This is a genomic window from Streptomyces rimosus subsp. rimosus (genome assembly GCF_000720725.1).
Taxonomy (GTDB): Bacteria; Actinomycetota; Actinomycetes; order Streptomycetales; family Streptomycetaceae; genus Streptomyces; species Streptomyces rimosus_A.
The window spans coordinates 46243-67595 of record NZ_JOCQ01000010.1 but is presented as its reverse complement, the minus strand read 5'-3'; the positions used below and the strand labels follow the sequence as shown (position 1 = coordinate 67595).

Sequence of the window (21353 nt, the reverse complement as noted above, 5' to 3'; positions counted from 1 at the left end):
CGGCGGGCGGCCATCCGGCCGCCCGCCGCGGCGTATCCGCGCACTCATCTAGGGAAACCCGCAGTCCACCGCGGCGAAGATGGCGGGGCAACGGTCAAACGTGCGTGTCGGGTCCCCGGGCCGGCATCCCACCGAAAGATTGGCGTCCTGATGTCGAACGAGGAGAAGCTGCGCGAGTACCTCAAGCGCGCGATCGCGGACCTCCACGAGACCCGTCAGCAGTTGGACGAGACCGAGGCGAAGCAGCGCGAGCCCATCGCGATCGTCTCGATGGCCTGCCGCTTCCCCGGCGGCGTCCGTTCCCCGGAAGACCTCTGGGACCTGCTGCGGGACGGCGTCGACGCGATCTCCTCCTTCCCCCGCAACCGCGGCTGGGACCTGGACACGCTCTACCACCCCGAGCCGTCCCACCAGGGCACCACCTACGCCCGCGAGGGCGGGTTCCTGCACGAGGCAGGGGAGTTCGACCCCGGCTTCTTCGGGATCTCCCCGCGGGAGGCGCTGGCCATGGATCCTCAGCAGCGGCTGCTGCTGGAGACCGCGTGGGAAGCCGTCGAACGCGCCGGCCTCGACCCGGAATCCCTCGCGGGCAGCCGCACCGGCGTGTTCGTCGGCACCGGCCACGGCGAGTACGACACCGAGGGCGGCCGGCGCGCCGACGAGGTCGGCGGACACCTGCTGACCGGCAACCACATCAGCATCGCCTCCGGCCGGATCTCCTACGTGCTGGGCCTGGAGGGCCCCGCGCTGACCGTGGACACGGCCTGCTCCTCCTCGCTGGTCGCCCTGCACCTGGCCGCGCACGCGCTGCGGCGCGGCGAGTGCTCGATGGCCCTGGTGGGCGGCGCGACCGTGATGTCCACGCCGAAGATCTTCGTGGAGTTCTCCCGCCAGCGCGGCCTGGCCCCCGACGGCCGCTGCAAGCCGTTCGCTGCCGCCGCCGACGGCACCGGCTGGAGCGAGGGCGTCGGGATGCTGCTCGTCGAGCGGCTCTCCGACGCCGTACGCCACGGGCATCCCGTACTCGCCGTACTGAAGGGCTCGGCCGTCAACCAGGACGGCGCGTCCAACGGCCTGACCGCCCCCAACGGCCCCTCCCAGCAGCGCGTCATCCGCCAGGCGCTGACCGGCGCCGGGCTGACCGCCGCGGACATCGACGCCGTGGAGGCGCACGGCACCGGCACGACGCTCGGCGACCCCGTCGAGGCACACGCCCTGCTGGCCACGTACGGACAGCAGCGCCCCGCCGACCGGCCCGTGCTGATCGGCGCCATGAAGTCCAACATCGGGCACACCCAGGCCGCCGCCGGCATCGCGGGCGTGATGAAGATGGTCCTGGCGATGCGGCACGGGCAGCTGCCCAAGACCCTGCACCTGGACGAGCCCACCGGGCACGTCGACTGGAGCGAGGGCAACGCCCGGCTCCTCGCGGAGCCCGAGCCCTGGCCGGGCGCCGACCGGCCCCGCCGCGCCGCCGTCTCCTCCTTCGGCATCAGCGGCACCAACGCCCACGTCATCCTGGAACAGGCGCCCGCGCAGGAGACCGAAGCGTCCCCCGAACCGGCCGCCCTGCCGGGCGCGTTGCCCTGGATCCTGTCCGCCCGCACCGAAGAGGCCCTGCGCGCCCAGGCCGAACGCCTCGGCCGCCACGTACGGGACCGGGCCGACCTCGAACCGGCTGCGGTCGCGCACGCCCTCGCGGACAGCCGTACGCTCATGGAGCACCGCGCGGTCGTCGTCGCGGACGACCGGGAGGCGCTGCTCGGCGGCCTGGGCGCGCTGGCCGCGGGCCGCACCGCAACCGGCCTGGTCAGCGGCGTCGCCACCACCGCCCCCACGGCCTTCCTCTTCGCCGGACAGGGCTCGCAGCGCGCCGGCATGGGACGCGAGCTGTACGCGGCCCACCCCGAATTCGCCACGGCCTTCGACGCGGTGTGCGCGGAACTCGACCCCCACCTGGACCGGCCGCTGCGCGACATCGTCTTCGCCGGGGAAGGCAGCGCCGAGGCCGCCCTGCTCGACCGCACCGCCTACACCCAGGCCGCCCTCTTCGCCCTGGAAACCGCCCTGTTCCGGCTGGCCGAGTCCTGGGGCATGGCGCCCCGGTTCGTCGCCGGGCATTCCATCGGCGAGCTGACCGCCGCCCACGTCAGCGGCGTACTGACCCTCCAGGACGCCGCACGGCTGGTCGCCGCGCGCGGCACCCTCATGCAGGCGCTGCCCGAAGGCGGCGCGATGGTGGCGGTCCAGGCGACCGAGGAGGAGATACGCGATCAGCTCGCGGGCCGCGAGGACGTCGCCCTGGCAGCCGCCAACGGGCCTGATTCCTCCGTGATTTCGGGCGATGAACAGGCCGTGACCGAGATCGCGGAGCACTGGGCGGCACAGGGCCGCCGCACCAAGCGGCTGCGGGTCAGCCACGCCTTCCACTCCCCGCACATGGACGGCATGCTGGAGGACTTCCGGCGCGTCGCGCGCGGCCTGGCCTTCCACGCACCCCGTATCCCCGTGGTGTCCACGGTGACCGGCGCGCTCGCCGCCGAGGAGGACCTGCGCTCGCCCGACTACTGGGTACGGCAGGTCCGCGAAGGAGTGCGCTTCTGCGCCGCCGTACGCACCCTCGAAGCCGAAGGCGTCACCACGTACGTGGAGATCGGCCCCGGCGGCGTCCTCACGCCCATGGTCCAGGACAGCCTGACCACCCTCGAAGCGCCCGTGCTCGTCCCGCTGCTGCGCACCGGACGCCCCGAAGCAGCCGCCCTCACCGAGGCCGTCGCCACCGCCTTCGCGCACGGCCACCACGTCGACTGGTCCGCCCGCCTGGGCGCGCCGGGCACCTCCCACGTCGAACTGCCCACGTACGCCTTCCAGCGCCAGTGGTACTGGCTGGACCCGGCCGGCCGCGACGAGGAGCGGACGGCCGCCGCCGAAGCGGGCGAGGCCGGATTCTGGGACGCCGTTGAACGCGGGGACCTCCAGGAACTGTCGGCGGTCCTGGCCATCGACGGCAGCGAGGCGGACTCCCTCGGCAATCTCCTGCCCACCCTCTCCTCCTGGCACCGGCAGCGCAGGACGCAGGCCGCCGCGGACCGCTTCAGCTACCGCGTCCACTGGACACCGCGCACCGCCTCGGGCGGTCCCGCAGCCACCGGCCACTGGCTCGTCGTCCTGCCCGAAGGCGGCACCGACGACCCGTGGACCGCCCGCCTCCTGGACGCACTGCACGACCAGGGCCTGCACACCGACGTACGCGAACTGCCCGCCGACCACGCACCCGACGACCCCTTCGCCTGGCCCGACACCCCGGTCGACGGCGTCCTCTCCCTCCTGGCCCTGGACGAGCGGCCCCACCCGGACCTGCCCTCCGTGCCCCGCGGCCTGGCCGCCACTACCGCTCTGCTGCACGCCCTGGAAAGCGCGGGCGTCCAGGCGCCGCTGTGGTGCGTCACCCGTGGCGCCGTCGCCGTCGACCGGCACGACGCGCTCGACAGCCCCGTACAGGCACAGACCTGGGGCCTGGGCCGGGTGGCCGCACTGGAGGCACCGCAGAGCTGGGGCGGCCTCGTCGACCTCCCCGAGAATGTGGACCGGCGCGCCGTCTCCGCGCTGCTGCACACCCTCGCCTCGGAAGAGGACCAGGTCGCGATCCGCCCGGCCGGGACCTTCGCCCGCCGCCTGGAGCGGATCACCCCCGGCGGCGACGCCGGCGCCCGGTGGAGCATCCACGGCACCGTCCTGGTCACCGGCGGCACCGGCGCCCTCGGCGGCCACCTCGCCCACTGGCTGGCCGACGCCGGAGCCGAACACCTCGTGCTCACCGGCCGCCGCGGCCCGCAGGCACCCGGCGCCCAGGAACTCGCCGCCGCGCTCACCGACCGGGGCGTCAAGGTCACCCTCGCCGCCTGCGACGCCGCCGACCGCGAAGCGCTGGCGGCCGTCCTCGCGGACATCCCGCCGGAGCTGCCGCTGACCGGCGTCGTCCACGCCGCGGGCGTCCTGGACGACGGCGTACTGGCCGCGCTCACCCCCGAGCGCTTCGAGACCGTGCTGCGCCCCAAGGCCACCGCCGCCCACAACCTGCACGACCTCACCCAGGGCCTGGACCTGGACCTTTTCGTGCTGTTCTCCTCGATCGTCGGCGTCCTGGGCAACGCCGGACAGGCCGGCTACGCCGCCGCCAACGCCCACCTGGACGCCCTCGCCGCACACCGCCGCCGCCAAGGCCTGACGGCCACCTCCGTGTCCTGGGGCCCCTGGGCGGGCGAGGGCATGGCCACGGACAGCGACGCGGCCGACCGGCTGAGCCGCGACGGACTGCTGCCCATGGCCGCGGCCCCCGCGCTCGCCGCCCTGCGCCAGGCCCTCGCCCAGGACATGACGCACGTGACCGTGGCGGACATCGACTGGAGCGCGTACGCCCCGGCCCTGACCGCCGTCCGCCCCAGCCCCCTCATCGGCGACCTGCCCGAGGCCCGCCGCGCGCTCGGCCCCGCGGACGGCCCGCGCCGCGAACGCTCCCCGCTGCGCGACCGGATCGGCTCCCTGCCGCCCGCCGAGCAGGAACAGGCGCTCGCGGCCATGGTCAGGGAAGAGGCCGCGAAGGTCCTCGGACACCCCACACCGGACACCGTCGACGCCCAGCGCGCCTTCCGCGAGCAGGGCTTCGACTCGCTGATGTCGGTCGACCTGCGCAACCGGCTCTCCGCCGCCACCGGCCTGCGGCTGCCCGCCACCCTGCTGTACGACCACCCCTCGACCGTCGCGGTCGCCGCGTACCTGCGCTCCGAGGTCCTGGGCGCCGCGGGCCCCGCCACGGCCGTACGGGCGTCGGCCGCCGCCCTCGACGAACCCGTGGCGATCGTCGGCATGGCCTGCCGCTTCCCCGGCGGCGTGGACTCGCCCGAGGCCCTGTGGCGCCTGCTCGCCGAGGGCGGCGACGCCATCACCCGGATGCCCGCCGACCGCGGCTGGGACCTGGACCGGATCTACCACCCCGACCCCGACCACCAGGGCACCAGCTACACCCGCGACGGCGGCTTCCTGGACGGCGTGGCCGGCTTCGACGCGGACTTCTTCGGCATCTCGCCGCGCGAGGCCCTCACCATGGACCCGCAGCAGCGGCTGCTCCTGGAGACCACCTGGGAAGTCCTCGAACAGGCCGGCATCGACCCGGAGACGCTGCGCGGCAGCAGCACCGGTGTCTTCGCGGGCACCAACACCCAGGACTACGGCACGGTCCTGGACGCGGCACAGGACGACTCCGGCGGCCACCGGATCACCGGCAACGCGATGAGCGTCGTCTCCGGCCGCGTCTCCTACACCTTCGGCTTCGAAGGACCGGCCGTCACGGTGGACACGGCGTGCTCCTCCGCGCTGGTGGCCCTGCACATGGCCGCGCAGGCGCTGCGCCAGGGCGAGTGCACCCTGGCGGTCGCCGGCGGCGTGACGGTGATGTCCACGCCGTCCTCCTTCGTGGAGTTCGCCCGGCAGCGCGGACTGTCCCCCGACGGCCGCTGCAAGCCGTTCGCGGCCGCCGCCGACGGCACCGGCTGGAGTGAGGGCGTCGGCCTGCTGCTGGTGGAACGGCTCAGCGACGCCCGCCGCAACGGCCACCAGGTCCTCGCCGTCGTACGCGGCTCCGCCGTCAACCAGGACGGCGCGTCCAACGGCCTGAGCGCCCCCAGCGGCCCGTCCCAGCAGCGGGTGATCCGCCAGGCCCTGGCCAACGCCCGGCTGGACGCCTCCGAGGTCGACGCCGTGGAGGCGCACGGCACCGGCACCACCCTCGGCGACCCGATCGAGGCCCAGGCGCTGCTCGCCACCTACGGCCAGGGACGGCCGGACGGGCAGCCGCTGCTGCTGGGCGCGGTGAAGTCCAACCTCGGCCACACCCAGGCCGCCGCCGGTGCGGCGGGCGTGATGAAGATGGTCCTGGCGATGCGGCACGGCGTACTGCCGCGCACCCTCCACCTCGACGAGCCCACCGGCCACGTCGACTGGACCGCGGGCGCCGTCGAACTGCTCACCGAGAACACCGACTGGCCCGCGACCGGCCACCCCCGGCGCAGCGCCGTCTCCGCGTTCGGCATCAGCGGCACCAACGCGCACGTGGTCCTGGAGCTGCCCGAACCGGACCCGGTCACGGAACCCGCGACGCCCGCCGCCACCGCCCCCGACGGGCCGGTACCGCTGCTGCTCTCCGCCAAGAGCGAGAGCGCCCTGCGTGCCCAGGCGGCCCGACTGCGCGCCCACCTCGACCGCGCTTCCGCGCCCGGGCTCGCGGACACCGCGTACACGCTGATGACGCGCCGTACGGCCTTCACCCACCGCGCGGCCGTCCGCGCCGACGACCACGGCACCGCGCTGCGCGCCCTGACCGCACTGGCCGAGGGCGAGCCCGACCCCGCCACGGCCACCGGCACCGCCCGGCCAGGCCCGGACGCCGTCCTCTTCTCCGGCCAGGGATCCCAACGCTTGGGTATGGGGCGGGGGTTGTGCGGACGTTACCCCGTTTTCACGGAGGCGTTCGACGCGGTGTGCGCCGCGTTGGACGAGCATCTGGACCGCCCCCTGCGGGAGGTCGTCTGGGGCGAGGACGCGGAGCTGCTGAACCAGACCGCGTACGCACAGGCCGGGCTGTTCGCCATCGAGGTGGCCCTCTTCCGGCTCGTGGAGTCCTGGGGCGTACGGCCGCAGTACGTGGCCGGGCACTCCGTCGGCGAGATCGCCGCGGCACATGTCGCCGGGGTGTTCTCGCTGGACGACGCCTGTGCGCTGGTGGCGGCACGCGGCCGGCTGATGCAGGCGCTGCCCGGCGGCGGGGCCATGGTGGCGATCCGCGCGACGGAGGACGAGATCCTTCCGCACCTGACGGACGGTGTGTCGATCGCGGCCATCAACGGTCCGTCGTCGGTCGTGATCTCGGGCGCGGAGGACGCTGTCCTCGCGATAGCGGCGCATTTCACGGCGGATGGCCGCAAGACCAGCAGGCTGCGGGTCTCGCACGCCTTCCACTCGCCCCTGATGGACCCCATGCTGGAGGACTTCCGCGCCGTCGCCGAGGGACTGTCCTACGGCGAGCCGTCGCTGACCGTCGTCTCGAACGTCACCGGCGAACCCGCCACCCCCGACCAGCTGCGCACCGCCGAGTACTGGGTGACCCACGTCCGCTCGGCGGTACGGTTCGCCGACGGCGTCCGCGCCCTGCGCGCGCAGGGCGTGACGCGCTTCCTGGAGCTGGGGCCCGACGGCACGCTCTCGGCGATGGCACGCGAGTCGCTGCCGGACGGCGCCGCCGACGGGAACGCTCCCGAGGAGACCGTGCTCGTCCCCGTACTGCGCAAGGACCGCCCCGAGGAGACGACGCTCCTCGCGGCCCTGACGGAACTGCACGTACACGGCACCGCGATCGACTGGCCCGCGTACCTCGCCGGCCGGGACGCGCACGCCGTCGACCTGCCGACGTATGCCTTCCAGCACCAGCGGTTCTGGCCGACCCCCGACCTCGCCCGGACCGGAGACCTCGGCGCCGCCGGCCTCGAAGCCACCGGACACCCCCTGCTCAGCGCCGCCCTGGAACTGCCCGACGGCGACGGCCTGCTGTTCACCACACGCCTGTCACTCGCCACCCACCCCTGGCTGGCCGGACACGCCGTCATGGGCTCGGTGCTGCTGCCGGGCACGGCCTTCGTCGAACTCGCGATCCGCGCCGCCGACGAGGCGGGCTGCGACCGCGTGGACGAACTGACCCTGGCCGCCCCGCTCGTCCTGCCCGAGCACGGCGGAGTGCACCTCCAACTGCGCGTGGGGCCCGCCGACGAGACGGGCCGCCGCACATTCGGCGCGCGCTCCAGGATGGAGGGCGACGGCGCTCATCCGTGGGTGCAGCACGCCACCGGCACACTCGCCACCGGCCCGCAGCCGGCCGCGACCGACATCGACTTCGCCGCTGCCTGGCCGCCCGCCGACGCCGAGCCCGTCGACCTGACCGGCCTCTACCCGGGCCTGGCGGACCGCGGATTCGACTACGGCCCGCACTTCCAGGGCCTGCGCGCCGCATGGCGCCGGGGCGACGAGGTCTTCGCCGAGGTCGCCCTGCCCGACGAGGCCGAGGGCGACGCGCCCGACTACGGCCTGCACCCGGCGCTGCTCGACGCGGCCCTGCACATCGTCAACGTCGAGGGAACCCACGGGCAGGTCGTGCCCTTCTCCTGGGAAGGCGTCTCGCTCCACGCCTCCGGCGCCGCGGCGGTACGGGTGCGGATCACCCGGCACGGCGGCGACACGGTGTCCGTGGACGTCGCCGACACCACGGGCGGGCCCGTCGCCACCATCGGCGCTCTCGCCGTACGGGCGGTCTCCGCGGACCAGTGGGAAAGCGGTACGAACACGGTCGGCCGCGACGCCCTGTTCCGGCTCCGGTGGAATCCCGTACGGCTTTCCGCCGATCCGGCTGGGGAGACCATCGCGGTGGTCGGCTCCCTCGCGGACCCGTCGTTCGAGCAGTACGCGGACCTGGAGGCCCTGGCCGCGGGCGGAACCGTGCCGGGCGCGGTGCTGTTCGCGTCGACGATCGGCGCCGCCGGGACGGTGGAGTCGGTGCACGCCGCGGCGGCCGAGGCGCTGGGCATGGTCCGGTCGTGGCTGGCGGACGACCGGTTCGCCGCTTCGCGCCTGGTGTTTGTGACGCGGGGTGCGGTGTCGGGTGCGGATCTCGCGGGTGCTGCGGTGTGGGGTCTGGTGCGGTCGGCGCAGTCGGAGCATCCGGGGCGCTTCGGGCTGCTGGACGTGGAGGACGACGCCGATGTGGTGCCGGCGACGTCGGCGTTGCTGTCGGACGAGCCGCAGCACGGTGTTGATCACCGGTGGTACGGGCGGTCTCGGCCGGATCGTGGCCCGGCATCTGGTGGCGGAGCACGGCGTACGGAGCCTGCTGCTGGTCAGCCGGAGCGGCCCGGCCGCCGATGGCGTACAGGATCTCGTAGCCGAACTGCGGGAGAGCGGCGCCGAGGCGGTGGTCGAGGCATGCGACGTGACCGACGCGGCAGCCGTGACCGACCTGATCGCCCGTCACACGCCCACCGCCGTCGTACACACGGCAGGCGTGCTGGACGACGGTGTGGTGGAGTCCCTGTCCCCGGAGCGGCTGGCGGCCGTACTGCGCCCGAAGGTGGACGCGGCCTGGAACCTGCACGAGGCCACCAAGGACCTGGACCTGCAAGCATTCGTGGTCTTCTCCTCCGTTGCCGGGACGATCGGCAGTGCGGGGCAGGCGAACTACGCGGCGGGCAACGCCTTCCTGGACGCGCTGGCCCACCACCGCCGGACACAGGGCCTTCCGGCCACGTCGCTCGCCTGGGGCCCCTGGGCGCAGGACAGCGGCATGACCGGCACCCTCACCGACGCCGACGTGCAGCGCATCGCCCGTCAGGGCATGCCCCCGTTGTCGGCCGAAGAGGGCATGGCCCTCTTCGACGCAGCCGTCGGCGGGCCCGAGCCCATGGCGCTCCCCGTCCGGCTCGACCTGGCGACCCTGCGCGAGCAGGGCGAGGTGTCCCCGCTGCTGCGCAGCCTGATCAGGACCCGCGCGCGGCGTTCGGCGGTCGCCGGATCGGCCGCGGTCGCCGGGCTGGTGGAGCGCCTGTCCGGGCTGTCCCCGGCGGAGCGGCGCGAGGCACTGCTGGATGTCGTACGGACGCAGGTGGCGACGGTCCTGGGCCACGCGAGCCCGGACACGGTCGACCCCGACCGCGCCTTCCAGGAGCTCGGCTTCGACTCGCTGACCGGCGTCGAGCTGCGCAACCGGCTCAACAAGGCGACGGGCATGCGCCTCTCGGCGACCACCGTCTTCGACTACCCCACGGCCGGTACGCTCGTCGACTTCCTGCTGGACGAGCTGTTCAGCGCGCGGACGGCGGCCGACGAGGCGGTGCCGGCGCAGCTGCCGACGGCCGCGGCCGACGATCCGGTGGTGATCGTCGGGATGAGCTGCCGTTACCCGGGCGGGGTCACCTCGCCCGAGGACCTGTGGCGGCTGGTGTCGGACGGCGTGGACGCCGTATCGGACTTCCCGGCCGACCGCGGCTGGGACGTGGACGCGCTCTACAACCCCGACCCCGAAACGCTCGGCACCTCCTACACCCGCTCCGGTGGATTCCTGCACGAGGCAGGGGACTTCGACCCCGAGTTCTTCGGGATGAGCCCCCGGGAAGCCCTGGCGACGGACGCGCAGCAGCGGCTGCTGCTGGAGACGACCTGGGAGGCGCTGGAGCGCGCGGGTATGGACCCGGCCACGCTCCGGGGCAGCCGTACGGGCGTCTTCGCGGGCGTGATGTACACCGACTACAGCGAGATCATGGTCGGCGACCAGTACGAGGGCTACCGGGGCAACGGCAGCGCGGCCAGCATCGCCTCCGGCCGCGTGTCGTACACGTTCGGCTTCGAAGGCCCCGCGGTCACGGTCGACACGGCGTGCTCGTCGTCGCTGGTCGCCCTGCACCTGGCCGCACAGGCGCTGCGCTCCGGTGAGTGCTCGCTGGCCATGGCGGGCGGTGTGACGGTGATGTCGACGCCCACGACGTTCGTGGACTTCTCGCGGCAGCGGGGCCTGTCGGCGGACGGCCGCTGCAAGGCGTTCGCCGAGGCGGCCGACGGTGTCGGCTGGGGCGAGGGTGTCGGCATGCTGGTGCTGGAGCGACTGTCGGACGCGCGCCGCAACGGCCACCGGGTGCTCGCGGTGGTACGGGGTTCCGCGGTGAACCAGGACGGCGCGTCCAACGGCCTGACGGCGCCCAACGGCCCGTCGCAGCAGCGGGTCATCCGGCAGGCGCTGGCGAGCGCGGGACTGTCCGCGGCGGATGTGGACGTGGTCGAGGGCCACGGTACGGGGACGGCCCTGGGCGACCCGATCGAGGCCCAGGCGCTGCTGGCCACGTACGGCCAGGAGCGGCCCGAGGACCGCCCCCTGCTGCTGGGCTCGGTGAAGTCCAACATCGGCCACTCGCAGGCGGCCGCGGGCGTCGCGGGCGTGATCAAGATGGTGCAGGCCATGCACCACGGCGTACTCCCGCAGACGCTGCACGTCGATGCGCCCTCGACCCATGTGGACTGGGGCGCGGGCGCCGTTGAGCTGCTGACCTCCGCGGCCGAGTGGCCGCAGGGCGACGGGCCGCGCCGTGCGGGTGTCTCCTCCTTCGGCATCAGCGGCACCAACGCGCACGTCATCCTGGAACAGCCCGAGCTGGTCCCGGCCGACGCCGGAACGGACATCCCGTTGACCGAGCCCGGCGCGCTGGCGTGGGTGCTGTCCGGGAGGAACGAGGCCGCGCTGCGCGGCCAGGCGGCACGCCTGCTGCCCCTGGTCACCGGCCACGACTCGCTGTCCACCCGGGACATCGGCCACTCGCTGGTGACGGGACGGACGAAGTTCTCCCACCGTGCCGTGGTGTGGGGCCAGGACCGCGACGCACTGGTGCGGGCCCTGTCCGCACTCGTGGTGGGCGAGACCGACCCCGGCCTGGCGGAAGGCCCGGCCGGTGTGGGGAAGACGGCCTTCCTGTTCTCCGGCCAGGGCTCGCAACGCCTGGGCATGGGGCAGGAGTTGTACGGCCGTTACCCCGTCTTCGCGGAGGCGTTCGACGCGGTGTGCGCCGCGTTGGACGAGCACCTGGACCGTCCCCTGCGGGAGGTCGTCTGGGGCGAGGACGCGGAGCTGCTGAACCAGACCGCGTACGCGCAGGCGGGACTGTTCGCCATCGAGGTGGCGCTGTACCGGCTGGCGGAATCGTGGGGCGTCCACGCGGATTTCGTGGCCGGGCATTCGATCGGTGAGGTCGCGGCGGCGCATGTCGCCGGGGTGTTCTCGTTGGGCGACGCCTGTGCGCTGGTGGCGGCACGTGGCCGGCTGATGCAGGCGCTGCCCGGCGGCGGGGCGATGGTGGCGATCCGGGCGACGGAGGACGAGATTCTTCCGTACCTGACGGAGGGCGTGTCGATCGCGGCCATCAACGGTCCGTCGTCGGTCGTGGTCTCGGGCGCGGAGGACGCCGTACTCACCATCGCTCAGCACTTCGAGAACGAGGGCCGCAAAGCCACCCGCCTGCGGGTCTCGCACGCCTTCCACTCGCCCCTCATGGAGCCGATGCTGGAGGACTTCCGTACGGTCGTGGCACGGCTGTCGTTCGGCACGCCGGCGATCCCCGTCGTCTCCAACCTGACGGGTGAACTCGCCGAACCCGGCCAGCTCGCCCACGCCGACTACTGGGTCCGGCACGTCCGCGAGGCAGTGCGCTTCGCGGACGGGATCGGGGCGCTGTGGGCGGCAGGGGCGACGCGGTTCCTGGAACTCGGCCCCGACAGTGTGCTGACGGCGATGGCCCGGGAGTCGGCACCGGACGAGGCCGTACTCGCCCCCGTCCTGCGCAAGGACCGGCCCGAGGAAACGACGCTGCTGGGCGCCCTGGCCCAGCTGTACGTCCGGGGCGCCGACGTGGACTGGACGGTGCAGTTCGCGGGTTCGGGTGCGCGGTGGGTGGATCTGCCGACGTATGCGTTCCAGCATGAGCGGTTCTGGCCGTCGGGTGGTGCGGCGCGTGCGGGTGATGTGCGGTCGGCGGGGCTGGGTTCGGCGGGGCATCCGTTGCTGGGTGCGGCGGTGGAGCTGGCGGTCGTCGCATCCGTGGCTGGCGGATCATGTGGTGCTGGGGTCTGTCCTGGTCCCCGGTACGGCGCTGGTCGAACTGGTGCTGCGGGCGGCCGACGAGGTTGGCTGCGACCTGCTGGAGGAGCTGACCCTGGCCGCGCCCTTGGTGCTGCCTGCTTCAGGCGGCGCGGTCCAGGTACAGGTATGGGTGGGCGAGCCAGACGACGACGGACGCCGACCGGTGTCGGTGCATTCCCGCGAGGGCGAGGCCCCCTGGACGCTGCACGCCGAGGGCGCGGTCACCACCGGTACCACCACGGCCTCCTTCGACGCTGCCGTATGGCCTCCGGCGGGCGAGGACATCTACGCCGAGGTGGCGCTCCCCGAGGGCACCGACGGCGACGCGTACGGCCTGCACCCCGCCCTCTTCGACGCCGCGCTGCACGCGGCGGCCCTGGGCGGTGGCGAGGCGGGCGCCGTCCCGTTCTCGTGGAACGGCGTGACGCTGCACGCCACCGGCGCCTCCCACCTGCGCGTCCGCATCCGCGGCGCGGCCGGCGCGATGTCGGTCGCGATCGCGGACACCTCCGGCGCGCCGGTCGCCTCCGTGGATTCGCTGGTGATACGTCCGCTCTCGACCGAGCAACTGCGGACCGCGGACCGTGACGCCCTCTTCACGGTCGAATGGGCCCCCGTCGTGCTCACGGACGAGCGCGTCGAGCCGGGCACCGGCCCGGAGGGCGAGCCGCTGCGGACGTACGCGGACCTGGAGTCCCTGACCGGCACGGCCGTGCCCGGGACCGTCCTGGTCGCGCCGCCCGCCGGCACCGCCGCGACGGTGGACGCCGTCCACGCGGCGGCCGCATGGGCGCTGGACATGGTCCGGTCGTGGCTGGCCGACGACCGGTTCGCCACCTCGCGCCTGGTGTTCGTGACGCGCGGGGCGGTCGCCGGCGCGGATCTCGCGGGCGCCGCCGTACGCGGTCTGGTGCGGTCGGCGCAGTCGGAGAACCCGGGCCGCTTCGGCCTGGTGGACCTGGCGGACGACGCCGATGTGACGGACTTGCCGCAGGCGCTGGCGACCGACGAGCCCGACCTGCTGGTGCGCGAGGGAGAGGTGCTGGCGGCACGGCTGGTCCGGTCGCAGACGCAGCGGCAGGCGATGGCGTGGGACCCGTCCGGCACGGTGCTGATCACTGGAGGCACGGGTGGTCTGGGCCAGGTCATCGCCCGGCACCTGGTGGCGGAGCACGGCGTACGGAGTCTGCTGCTGGTCAGCCGCCGGGGCCCGGCCGCCGATGGCGTACAGGATCTCGTGGCCGAACTGCGGGACCTGGGTGCCGAGGCGGTGGTCGAGGCGTGCGACGTGACCGACGCGGCTGCCGTGACGCACCTGATGGCCCGTCATGTGCCTACCGCCGTCGTGCATACGGCAGGTGTGCTGGACGACGGCGTGGTGGAGTCGCTGACCCCGGAGCGGCTGGCGGCCGTACTGCGTCCGAAGGTGGACGCGGCGTGGAACCTGCACGAAGCCACCAAGGCTCTGGACCTGGAAGCGTTCGTGGTCTTCTCGTCCGTGGCCGGAACCTTCGGCAGTGCGGGGCAGGCGAACTACGCGGCCGGTAACTCCTTCTTGGACGCGCTGGCCCGCCACCGCCGTACGGAAGGTCTTCCTGCGGTGTCCCTGGCCTGGGGCCCCTGGGCGCAGGACAGCGGCATGACCGGCACTCTCACCGACGCCGACGTGCAGCGCATCGCCCGTCAGGGCATGCCCCCGTTGTCGGCCGAGGAGGGCGTGGCGCTCTTCGACGCCGCCCTCGCCGGCCCGGAGCCCTTGGCGCTCCCCGTCCGCCTGGACCTGGCGGTCCTGCGCGAGCAGGGCGAGGTGCTCCCGCTGCTGCGCGGCCTGATCCGTACGAGGACCCGCCGTACCGGCGCCGTCGCGGCCTCCGGCATCGCGCAGCGCCTGAACGGGCTGACCCCGGCGGAGCGGCGCGAGGCGCTACTCGATGTCGTACGGACGCAGATCGCGACCGTCCTGGGCCACGCGAGCCCGCAGACGGTCGCCCCGGACCGGGCCTTCCAGGACCTCGGATTCGACTCCCTGACCGCGATCGAACTCCGCAACCTGCTGGGCAAGGCCACCGGCCTGCGGCTCCCGGCGACGACCGTGTTCGACTACCCGACGGCCGGGGCCCTGGCGGACCACCTCCTGGACGAGCTGTTCGGCGCGGAGGCCGGGACGCCGCTGCCGGTGTCCGCCCTCCCGTCCCTGACGGACGACCCGGTCGTGATCGTCGGCATGAGCTGCCGCTTCCCCGGCGGCGTCACCTCGCCCGAGGACCTGTGGAACCTGGTGTCCGAAGGGACGGACGCGGTCTCCGGCTTCCCCACCGACCGCGGCTGGGAGGTGGACGACACCTACGACCCCGACCGCGAGGGCGCCATCGCCACCCGCTCCGGCGGATTCCTCCACGACGCGGCGGACTTCGACCCCGAGTTCTTCGGCATGAGCCCCCGCGAGGCGCTGACCACCGACGCCCAGCAGCGGCTGCTGCTGGAGACGTCCTGGGAGGCGCTGGAGCGCGCGGGTATGGACCCGGCCACGCTGCGCGGCAGCCGTACGGGCGTCTTCGCGGGCGTCATGTACCACGACTACTCGACGCTGCTCTCCGGGCGCGAGTTCGAGGGCTACCAGGGCAGCGGCAGCGCGGGCAGCGTCGCCTCGGGCCGGGTGTCGTACACCTTCGGGTTCGAAGGACCCGCGGTCACCGTGGACACGGCGTGCTCGTCGTCGCTGGTGGCGCTGCACCTGGCCGCGCAGTCGCTGCGCCAGGGGGAGTGCTCGCTGGCGCTCGCGGGCGGTGTGACGGTGATGTCGACGCCGCTGACCTTCGTGGAATTCACCCGCCAGGGCGGGCTCTCCCCGGACGGGCGCTGCAAGGCGTTCGCCGACGCCGCCGACGGCGTCGGCTGGGCCGAAGGCGCCGGATTCCTGGTGCTGGAGCGACTGTCGGACGCGCGCCGCAACGGGCATCAGGTCCTGGCCGTCGTCCGCGGTTCCGCCGTGAACCAGGACGGCGCGTCCAACGGCCTGACGGCGCCCAACGGCCCGTCGCAGCAGCGGGTGATCCGGCAGGCGCTGGCCAGCGCGGGACTGTCCGCGGCGGATGTCGACGCGGTGGAAGCGCACGGTACGGGAACGACGCTCGGCGACCCGATCGAGGCGCAGGCGCTGATGGCCACCTACGGCCAGGAGCGGCCCGAGGGCCGTCCCCTGCTGCTGGGGTCGGTGAAGTCCAACATCGGCCATGCGCAGGCGGCCGCCGGTGTCGCGGGCATCGTGAAGATGGTGCAGGCCATGCGCCACGGCGTCCTTCCCCGGACGCTGCACGTCGATGCGCCCTCGACGCACGTGGACTGGAGCGCCGGCGCCGTCGAGCTGCTGACCTCCGCGGCCGAGTGGCCGCAGGGCGACGGGCCGCGCCGTGCGGGTGTCTCCTCCTTCGGGATCAGCGGGACGAACGCGCACGTGATCCTGGAGCAGCCCGAACCGGTCACGCCCGTCACCGAATCGGACAACGCCGAACCGGACAACGCCGAAAACCGGACGATCGGCTTCGAGGCACCGGTGCCGGTGCTCCTGTCCGGCCGGAGCGAACCGGCCCTGCGGGCCCAGGCAGCACGGCTGCTGTCCCGTCTGGACGGCGAGCCGGGCCCGCGGGTCACGGATGTCGCCTACTCGCTCGCGACCGGCCGCTCGGCGTTCCAGCACCGCGCGGTGATCCTGGCCGCGGACCGGGAGGAACTGCTGCGCTCGCTGTCCGCCCTGGCCGAGGGCCACGACGAAGCGGCCGTCGTCGCACAGGACCGGGCCCGCACGGGCAAGCTGGCGTTCCTGTTCTCGGGACAGGGCTCGCAACGCCTGGGCATGGGGCGGGAGTTGTACGGCCGTTACCCGGCCTTCGCGGAGGCGTTCGACGCGGTGTGCGCCGCGTCGAACGAGCACCTGGACCGTCCCCTGCGGGAGGTCGTCTGGGGCGAGGACACGGAACTGCTGAACCAGACCGCCTACACCCAGACGTCCCTGTTCGCCATCGAGGTGGCCCTGTTCCGCCTGCTGGAGTCGTGGGGCGTACACCCGGACCAGCTGCTGGGGCACTCCATCGGCGAGATCGCCGCGGCACACGTTGCCGGAGTGTTCTCGCTGGGCGACGCCTGTGCGCTGGTGACGGCACGCGGCCGGCTGATGCAGGCGCTGCCCGGCGGCGGGGCGATGGTGGCGATCCGTGCCACGGAGGACGAAGTCCTTCCGCACCTGGCGGAAGGCGTGTCGATCGCGGCCATCAACGGTCCGTCGTCGGTCGTGGTCTCGGGCGCGGAGGACGCCGTACTCGCCATCGCGCAGCACTTCGAGAACGAGGGCCGCAAGACCACCCGCCTGCGGGTCTCGCACGCCTTCCACTCGCCCCTCATGGAACCGATGCTGGCCGACTTCCAGGCCGTCGCCGACGGCATGACGTACGGAACGCCACGCATCCCCGTGATCTCCAACGTCACCGGCGAACCCGCCACCGCGGAACAGCTGTGCTCCGCGCGGTACTGGGTCCGCCATGTCCGCGAGGCCGTACGGTTCGCCGACGGAATCGGCACGCTGCACGCGCAGGGCGTCGGGGCCTTCCTGGAGCTCGGCCCCGACGGAGCCCTCTCCGGGCTGGCCGCGGAGTCCGCGGCGGACGAATCGGTGCTGGCCCCCGTCCTGCGCAAGGACCGGCCCGAGGCACCGGCACTCCTCACGGCCCTGGCGCGACTGCACGCCTGCGGCAAGCCGGTCGACTGGTCGGCCGTCTTCGCGGGTTCGGGTGCGCGGTGGGTGGATCTGCCGACGTATGCGTTCCAGCGTCGTCGCATCCGTGGCTGGCGGATCATGTGGTGCTGGGGTCTGTCCTGGTCCCCGGTACGGCGCTGGTCGAACTGGTGCTGCGGGCGGCCGACGAGGTGGACTGCGGTGCGGTGGAGGAGCTGACGCTCGCTGCGCCCTTGGTGCTGCCTGCCTCGGGTGGCGCGGTCCAGGTACAGGTATGGGTGGGCGAACCCGACGACGACGGACGCCGACCGGTGTCGGTCCATTCGCGCGAAGGGGAAGGCCCGTGGACGCTGCATGCCAATGGCGCCCTGACCCCGGCCCCCGCCGAGGCGGTGCCGTTCGATGCCGCCGTGTGGCCCCCGCAGGGCGGCGGGCGAGGACATCTACGCCGAGGTGGCGCTCCCCGAGGGCACCGACGGCGACGCGTACGGCCTGCACCCCGCCCTCTTCGACGCCGCGCTGCACGCGTCACTGGTGAGCGCCGGGGGAGCGGACGAAGGAGCCGTCCCCTTCTCATGGAATGGCGTGACACTCCACGCCACCGGCGCCTCCCGGGTGCGGGTACGCATCCGCCCCACCGAGGACGGCAGCTCGATCGCCGTCGCGGACCCGGCCGGCGCCCCGGTGGCCTCCGTACGGTCCCTGACCGTACGCCCGATCACCACCGGACAGCTCCGGACCGGCGACCGCGACGCCCTCTTCAAGGTCGACTGGACCGGCGTGCCCCGCACGGGCGAGCCCGCGGACTCCCTCGCCCTGCTCGGCAAGGACACCGCGGCCCTCCTCGACGGACTCGCGCTCCAGCCCCGCACCGATCTCGACGACCTCGCGGAGGCAGGCGGCCACGACACCGTGCTCGTCCCGCCGACGACCGGGGCCGCCGGGACGGTGGAGTCCGTGCACGCCGCGGCGGCCGAGGCGCTGGACATGGTCCAGTCGTGGCTGGCGGACGACCGGTTCGCCGCTTCGCGCCTGGTGTTCGTGACGCGGGGCGCGGTGTCGGGTACGGATCTCGCGGGTGCTGCCGTGTGGGGCCTGGTGCGGTCGGCACAGTCGGAGCATCCGGGTCGTTTCGGGCTGCTGGATGTGGAGCACGGTGTTGATCACCGGTGGTACGGGCGGTCTCGGCCGGATCGTGGCCCGGCATCTGGTGGCGGAGCACGGCGTACGGAGCCTGCTGCTGGTCAGCCGCCGGGGCCCGGCCGCCGATGGCGCCAAGGAGTTGGTGGCCGAACTGGAGCAGTCGGGTGCGCAGGCGGTGGTCGAGGCGTGCGATGTGACCGACGCGGCTGCCGTGGCCGAGCTGGTTGCGCGTCATGCGCCGGCCGCTGTCGTGCACACGGCAGGCGTGCTGGATGACGGTGTGGTGGAGTCCCTGTCCCCGGAGCGGCTGGCGGCCGTACTGCGTCCGAAGGTGGACGCGGCCTGGAACCTGCACGAAGCCACCAAGGGACTGGACCTGAACGCGTTTGTCGTCTTCTCGTCCGTGGCCGGAACCTTCGGCAGCGCGGGGCAGGCCAACTACGCGGCGGGCAACGCCTTCCTGGACGCGCTGGCCCACCACCGTCGCACGGCAGGTCTCCCGGCCGTGTCCCTGGCCTGGGGCCCCTGGTCCCAGGACAGCGGCATGACCGGCACCCTCACCGACGCCGATGTCCAGCGCATGACCCGTTCGGGCATGCCGCCCCTGTCGGCCGAGGAGGGCGTGGCCCTCTTCGACGCCGCCCTCGCCAGTACCGAACCCACGACCGTCCCCGCCCGCCTCGACCTCGCGGCCCTGCGCCGGCAGGGCGAGGTGCCCCCGCTGCTGCGCGGTCTGATCAGGACCTCGGGCCGGCGTACGGCGGCAACCGCGACCGACGGCGACACCACGGCCGCCTTCGCCCAGCGTCTGACCGGCCTGTCGGCGGCGGAGGGCCGCGAGGTCGTACTCGACGCCGTACGCGGCCAGGTCGCGGCCGTCCTCGGGCACAGCGGAGCCACGGAGATCGACGAGGACCGCGCCTTCCTGGACATCGGCTTCGACTCCCTCACCGCGGTCGAACTCCGCAACCGCCTGAGCGCCCTCACCGGAATCCGCCTTCCGGCGACCCTGCTCTTCGACTACCCGACCCCGGCGGAACTCGTCGACCACCTGCACGCCCGCATCGCACCCGAGCCGTCCTCCGGCCCGGAAGCGCTCCTGGGCGAACTCGAAAGGCTGGAGAAGAGCTTCGGCGGACTTGCCGTCACCGAGGAGGTGCACGAACAGATAGCCGGCCGCCTGGAAGTCCTCAGGGCGAAGTGGCACGCCCTGCGGGACACCGCCCCGGCGGCCGGGCGCGACGGATCCCCGGCCGAGGAGGACTTCGACTTCGAGTCCGCCTCCGACGATGAGGTCTTCGATCTCCTCGACAACGAGCTCGGTCTGAACTGAGAGAACGCCCCCTCCCCGACGAGGTGTCGGGGAGGGGGCGTTTCTGTTCCGGCAGCCGACCGGCCGGTCAGTCGGTGAGCAGCTCCGCCCGCAGCCGCTCCAGTTCCTGTCCGCTCAGCCCCAGCCCCTCCCGCAGATAGGCGCCGAAGGTGCCGAAGCGCGCCTCGACCTCGTCGAAGGCGGCGTTCAGATACGGGACCCTGGTGTCCAGGACCGGCTTGAGCCGGGCGGCGACCTCGGGCGGCTGCTGGGCGAGTTCGGCGGCGTTGCGCGCGGCGAGGTAGTCGTTGCTGGCCAGGTAGTCGCGCATGACCGTATCGCGGTCCACGCCGAGGGCCGTGAGAAGGACGGCCGTTGCCCAGCCCGTGCGGTCCTTGCCGCTGGAGCAGTGATGGACCAGCGCGTACGAGCCGGGCTCGGCGGCCGTGCGGAACAGTGAACGGTAGGCCTTGGCGGCCGCGGGCCTGATGATGAACTGCCGGTAGGATTCGGCCATCAGCCGCTCGGACGCCTCGGCCGTGGGGGGCAGTTCGGCGGAGTTCTCCTCGCCGATGACATTGGCGACGACATAGCGCGCGCCCGCCGGTACCCGGTCCGGGGCCTTGGCCCGCTCGCCCGGCGTGCGCAGGTCGAAGTCCGTGCGGATGCCCAGCCGTCGCAGCTTGGCCAGGTCGGCGTCGGTGAGCGCGTGCAGGGCGTCGGCGCGGTACAGCACGCCCATCTTCACCCACCGGCCGTCCGCGGTGCGGTAGCCGCCCGCGTCACGGAAGTTGGCGGCGCCCTCCAGGTGCAGCGAGCGGTCGGCGAGGGTGAGCGGGTCGCCCTCGTCCGGCACCAGGCGGAACCACCGGCGGTCGGCGGCGGGCAGCCGGCGTACGGTGACGGTGGCCTCTGACCCGCCGTACGCCACGACCTTGCCGTCGGCGTAGACGGTCACCGAACCGGCGCCGGGAGCCTTCCAGGACACGGTGGAAGAACCGTCCTGCTGCTGGACCACCGTGGCGTGGGTGAACGGAATCCCGCGCGCGGCCGGCGCCGGCCGCGCCGCGTGCCGGCCCGCCTCGGGGCCCGGCGCGGCAAGCGGCTCGGCCGAGGCGAAGGACGCGGTGACCCCCACGGCCGAAACGGTGGCGACGAACGACACGGCGATGCGGCGGGCGGTCAGCACGGCCGCCGTGGATGGTGAGTTCATAGCCGGGACCGTACGGCCGGAAACAGCGCGGAATCACCTAGAGCGGGCGAGGCGGACCGCGCCGGGGCCGCAGGGCAACCCGCGCGGGCCGTACCTCTAACATTTCCCTTAGTTTTTCGCGATCAAGATGGGGGCGCGCGGCTGCCCGGGGCCGGTGGACCAGGCCCGCATTCCTTCGCGGACGGCGCCGCGAACAGCCCTGCGGGGAAAAATCCTGTGGCGAAGGTTGGGTATTACC

1 protein-coding gene and 1 pseudogene are annotated in these 21353 nt (G+C 73.5%); one reads left to right on the top strand and one right to left on the bottom strand.

Annotation, left to right across the window (positions count from 1 at the left end):
- Positions 1-147: 147 nt before the first annotated feature.
- A pseudogene (locus IH45_RS1000000149710) lies at positions 148-19923 on the top strand (type I polyketide synthase).
- Positions 19924-19990: 67 nt separating this feature from the next.
- Here the strand turns inward: IH45_RS1000000149710 and IH45_RS0107590 are convergent.
- On the bottom strand, positions 19991-21115 hold the full coding sequence (locus IH45_RS0107590; RefSeq protein WP_063762954.1) for a tyrosine-protein phosphatase: 1125 nt from the start codon (positions 21113-21115) through the stop codon (positions 19991-19993).
- Positions 21116-21353 lie beyond the last annotated feature (238 nt).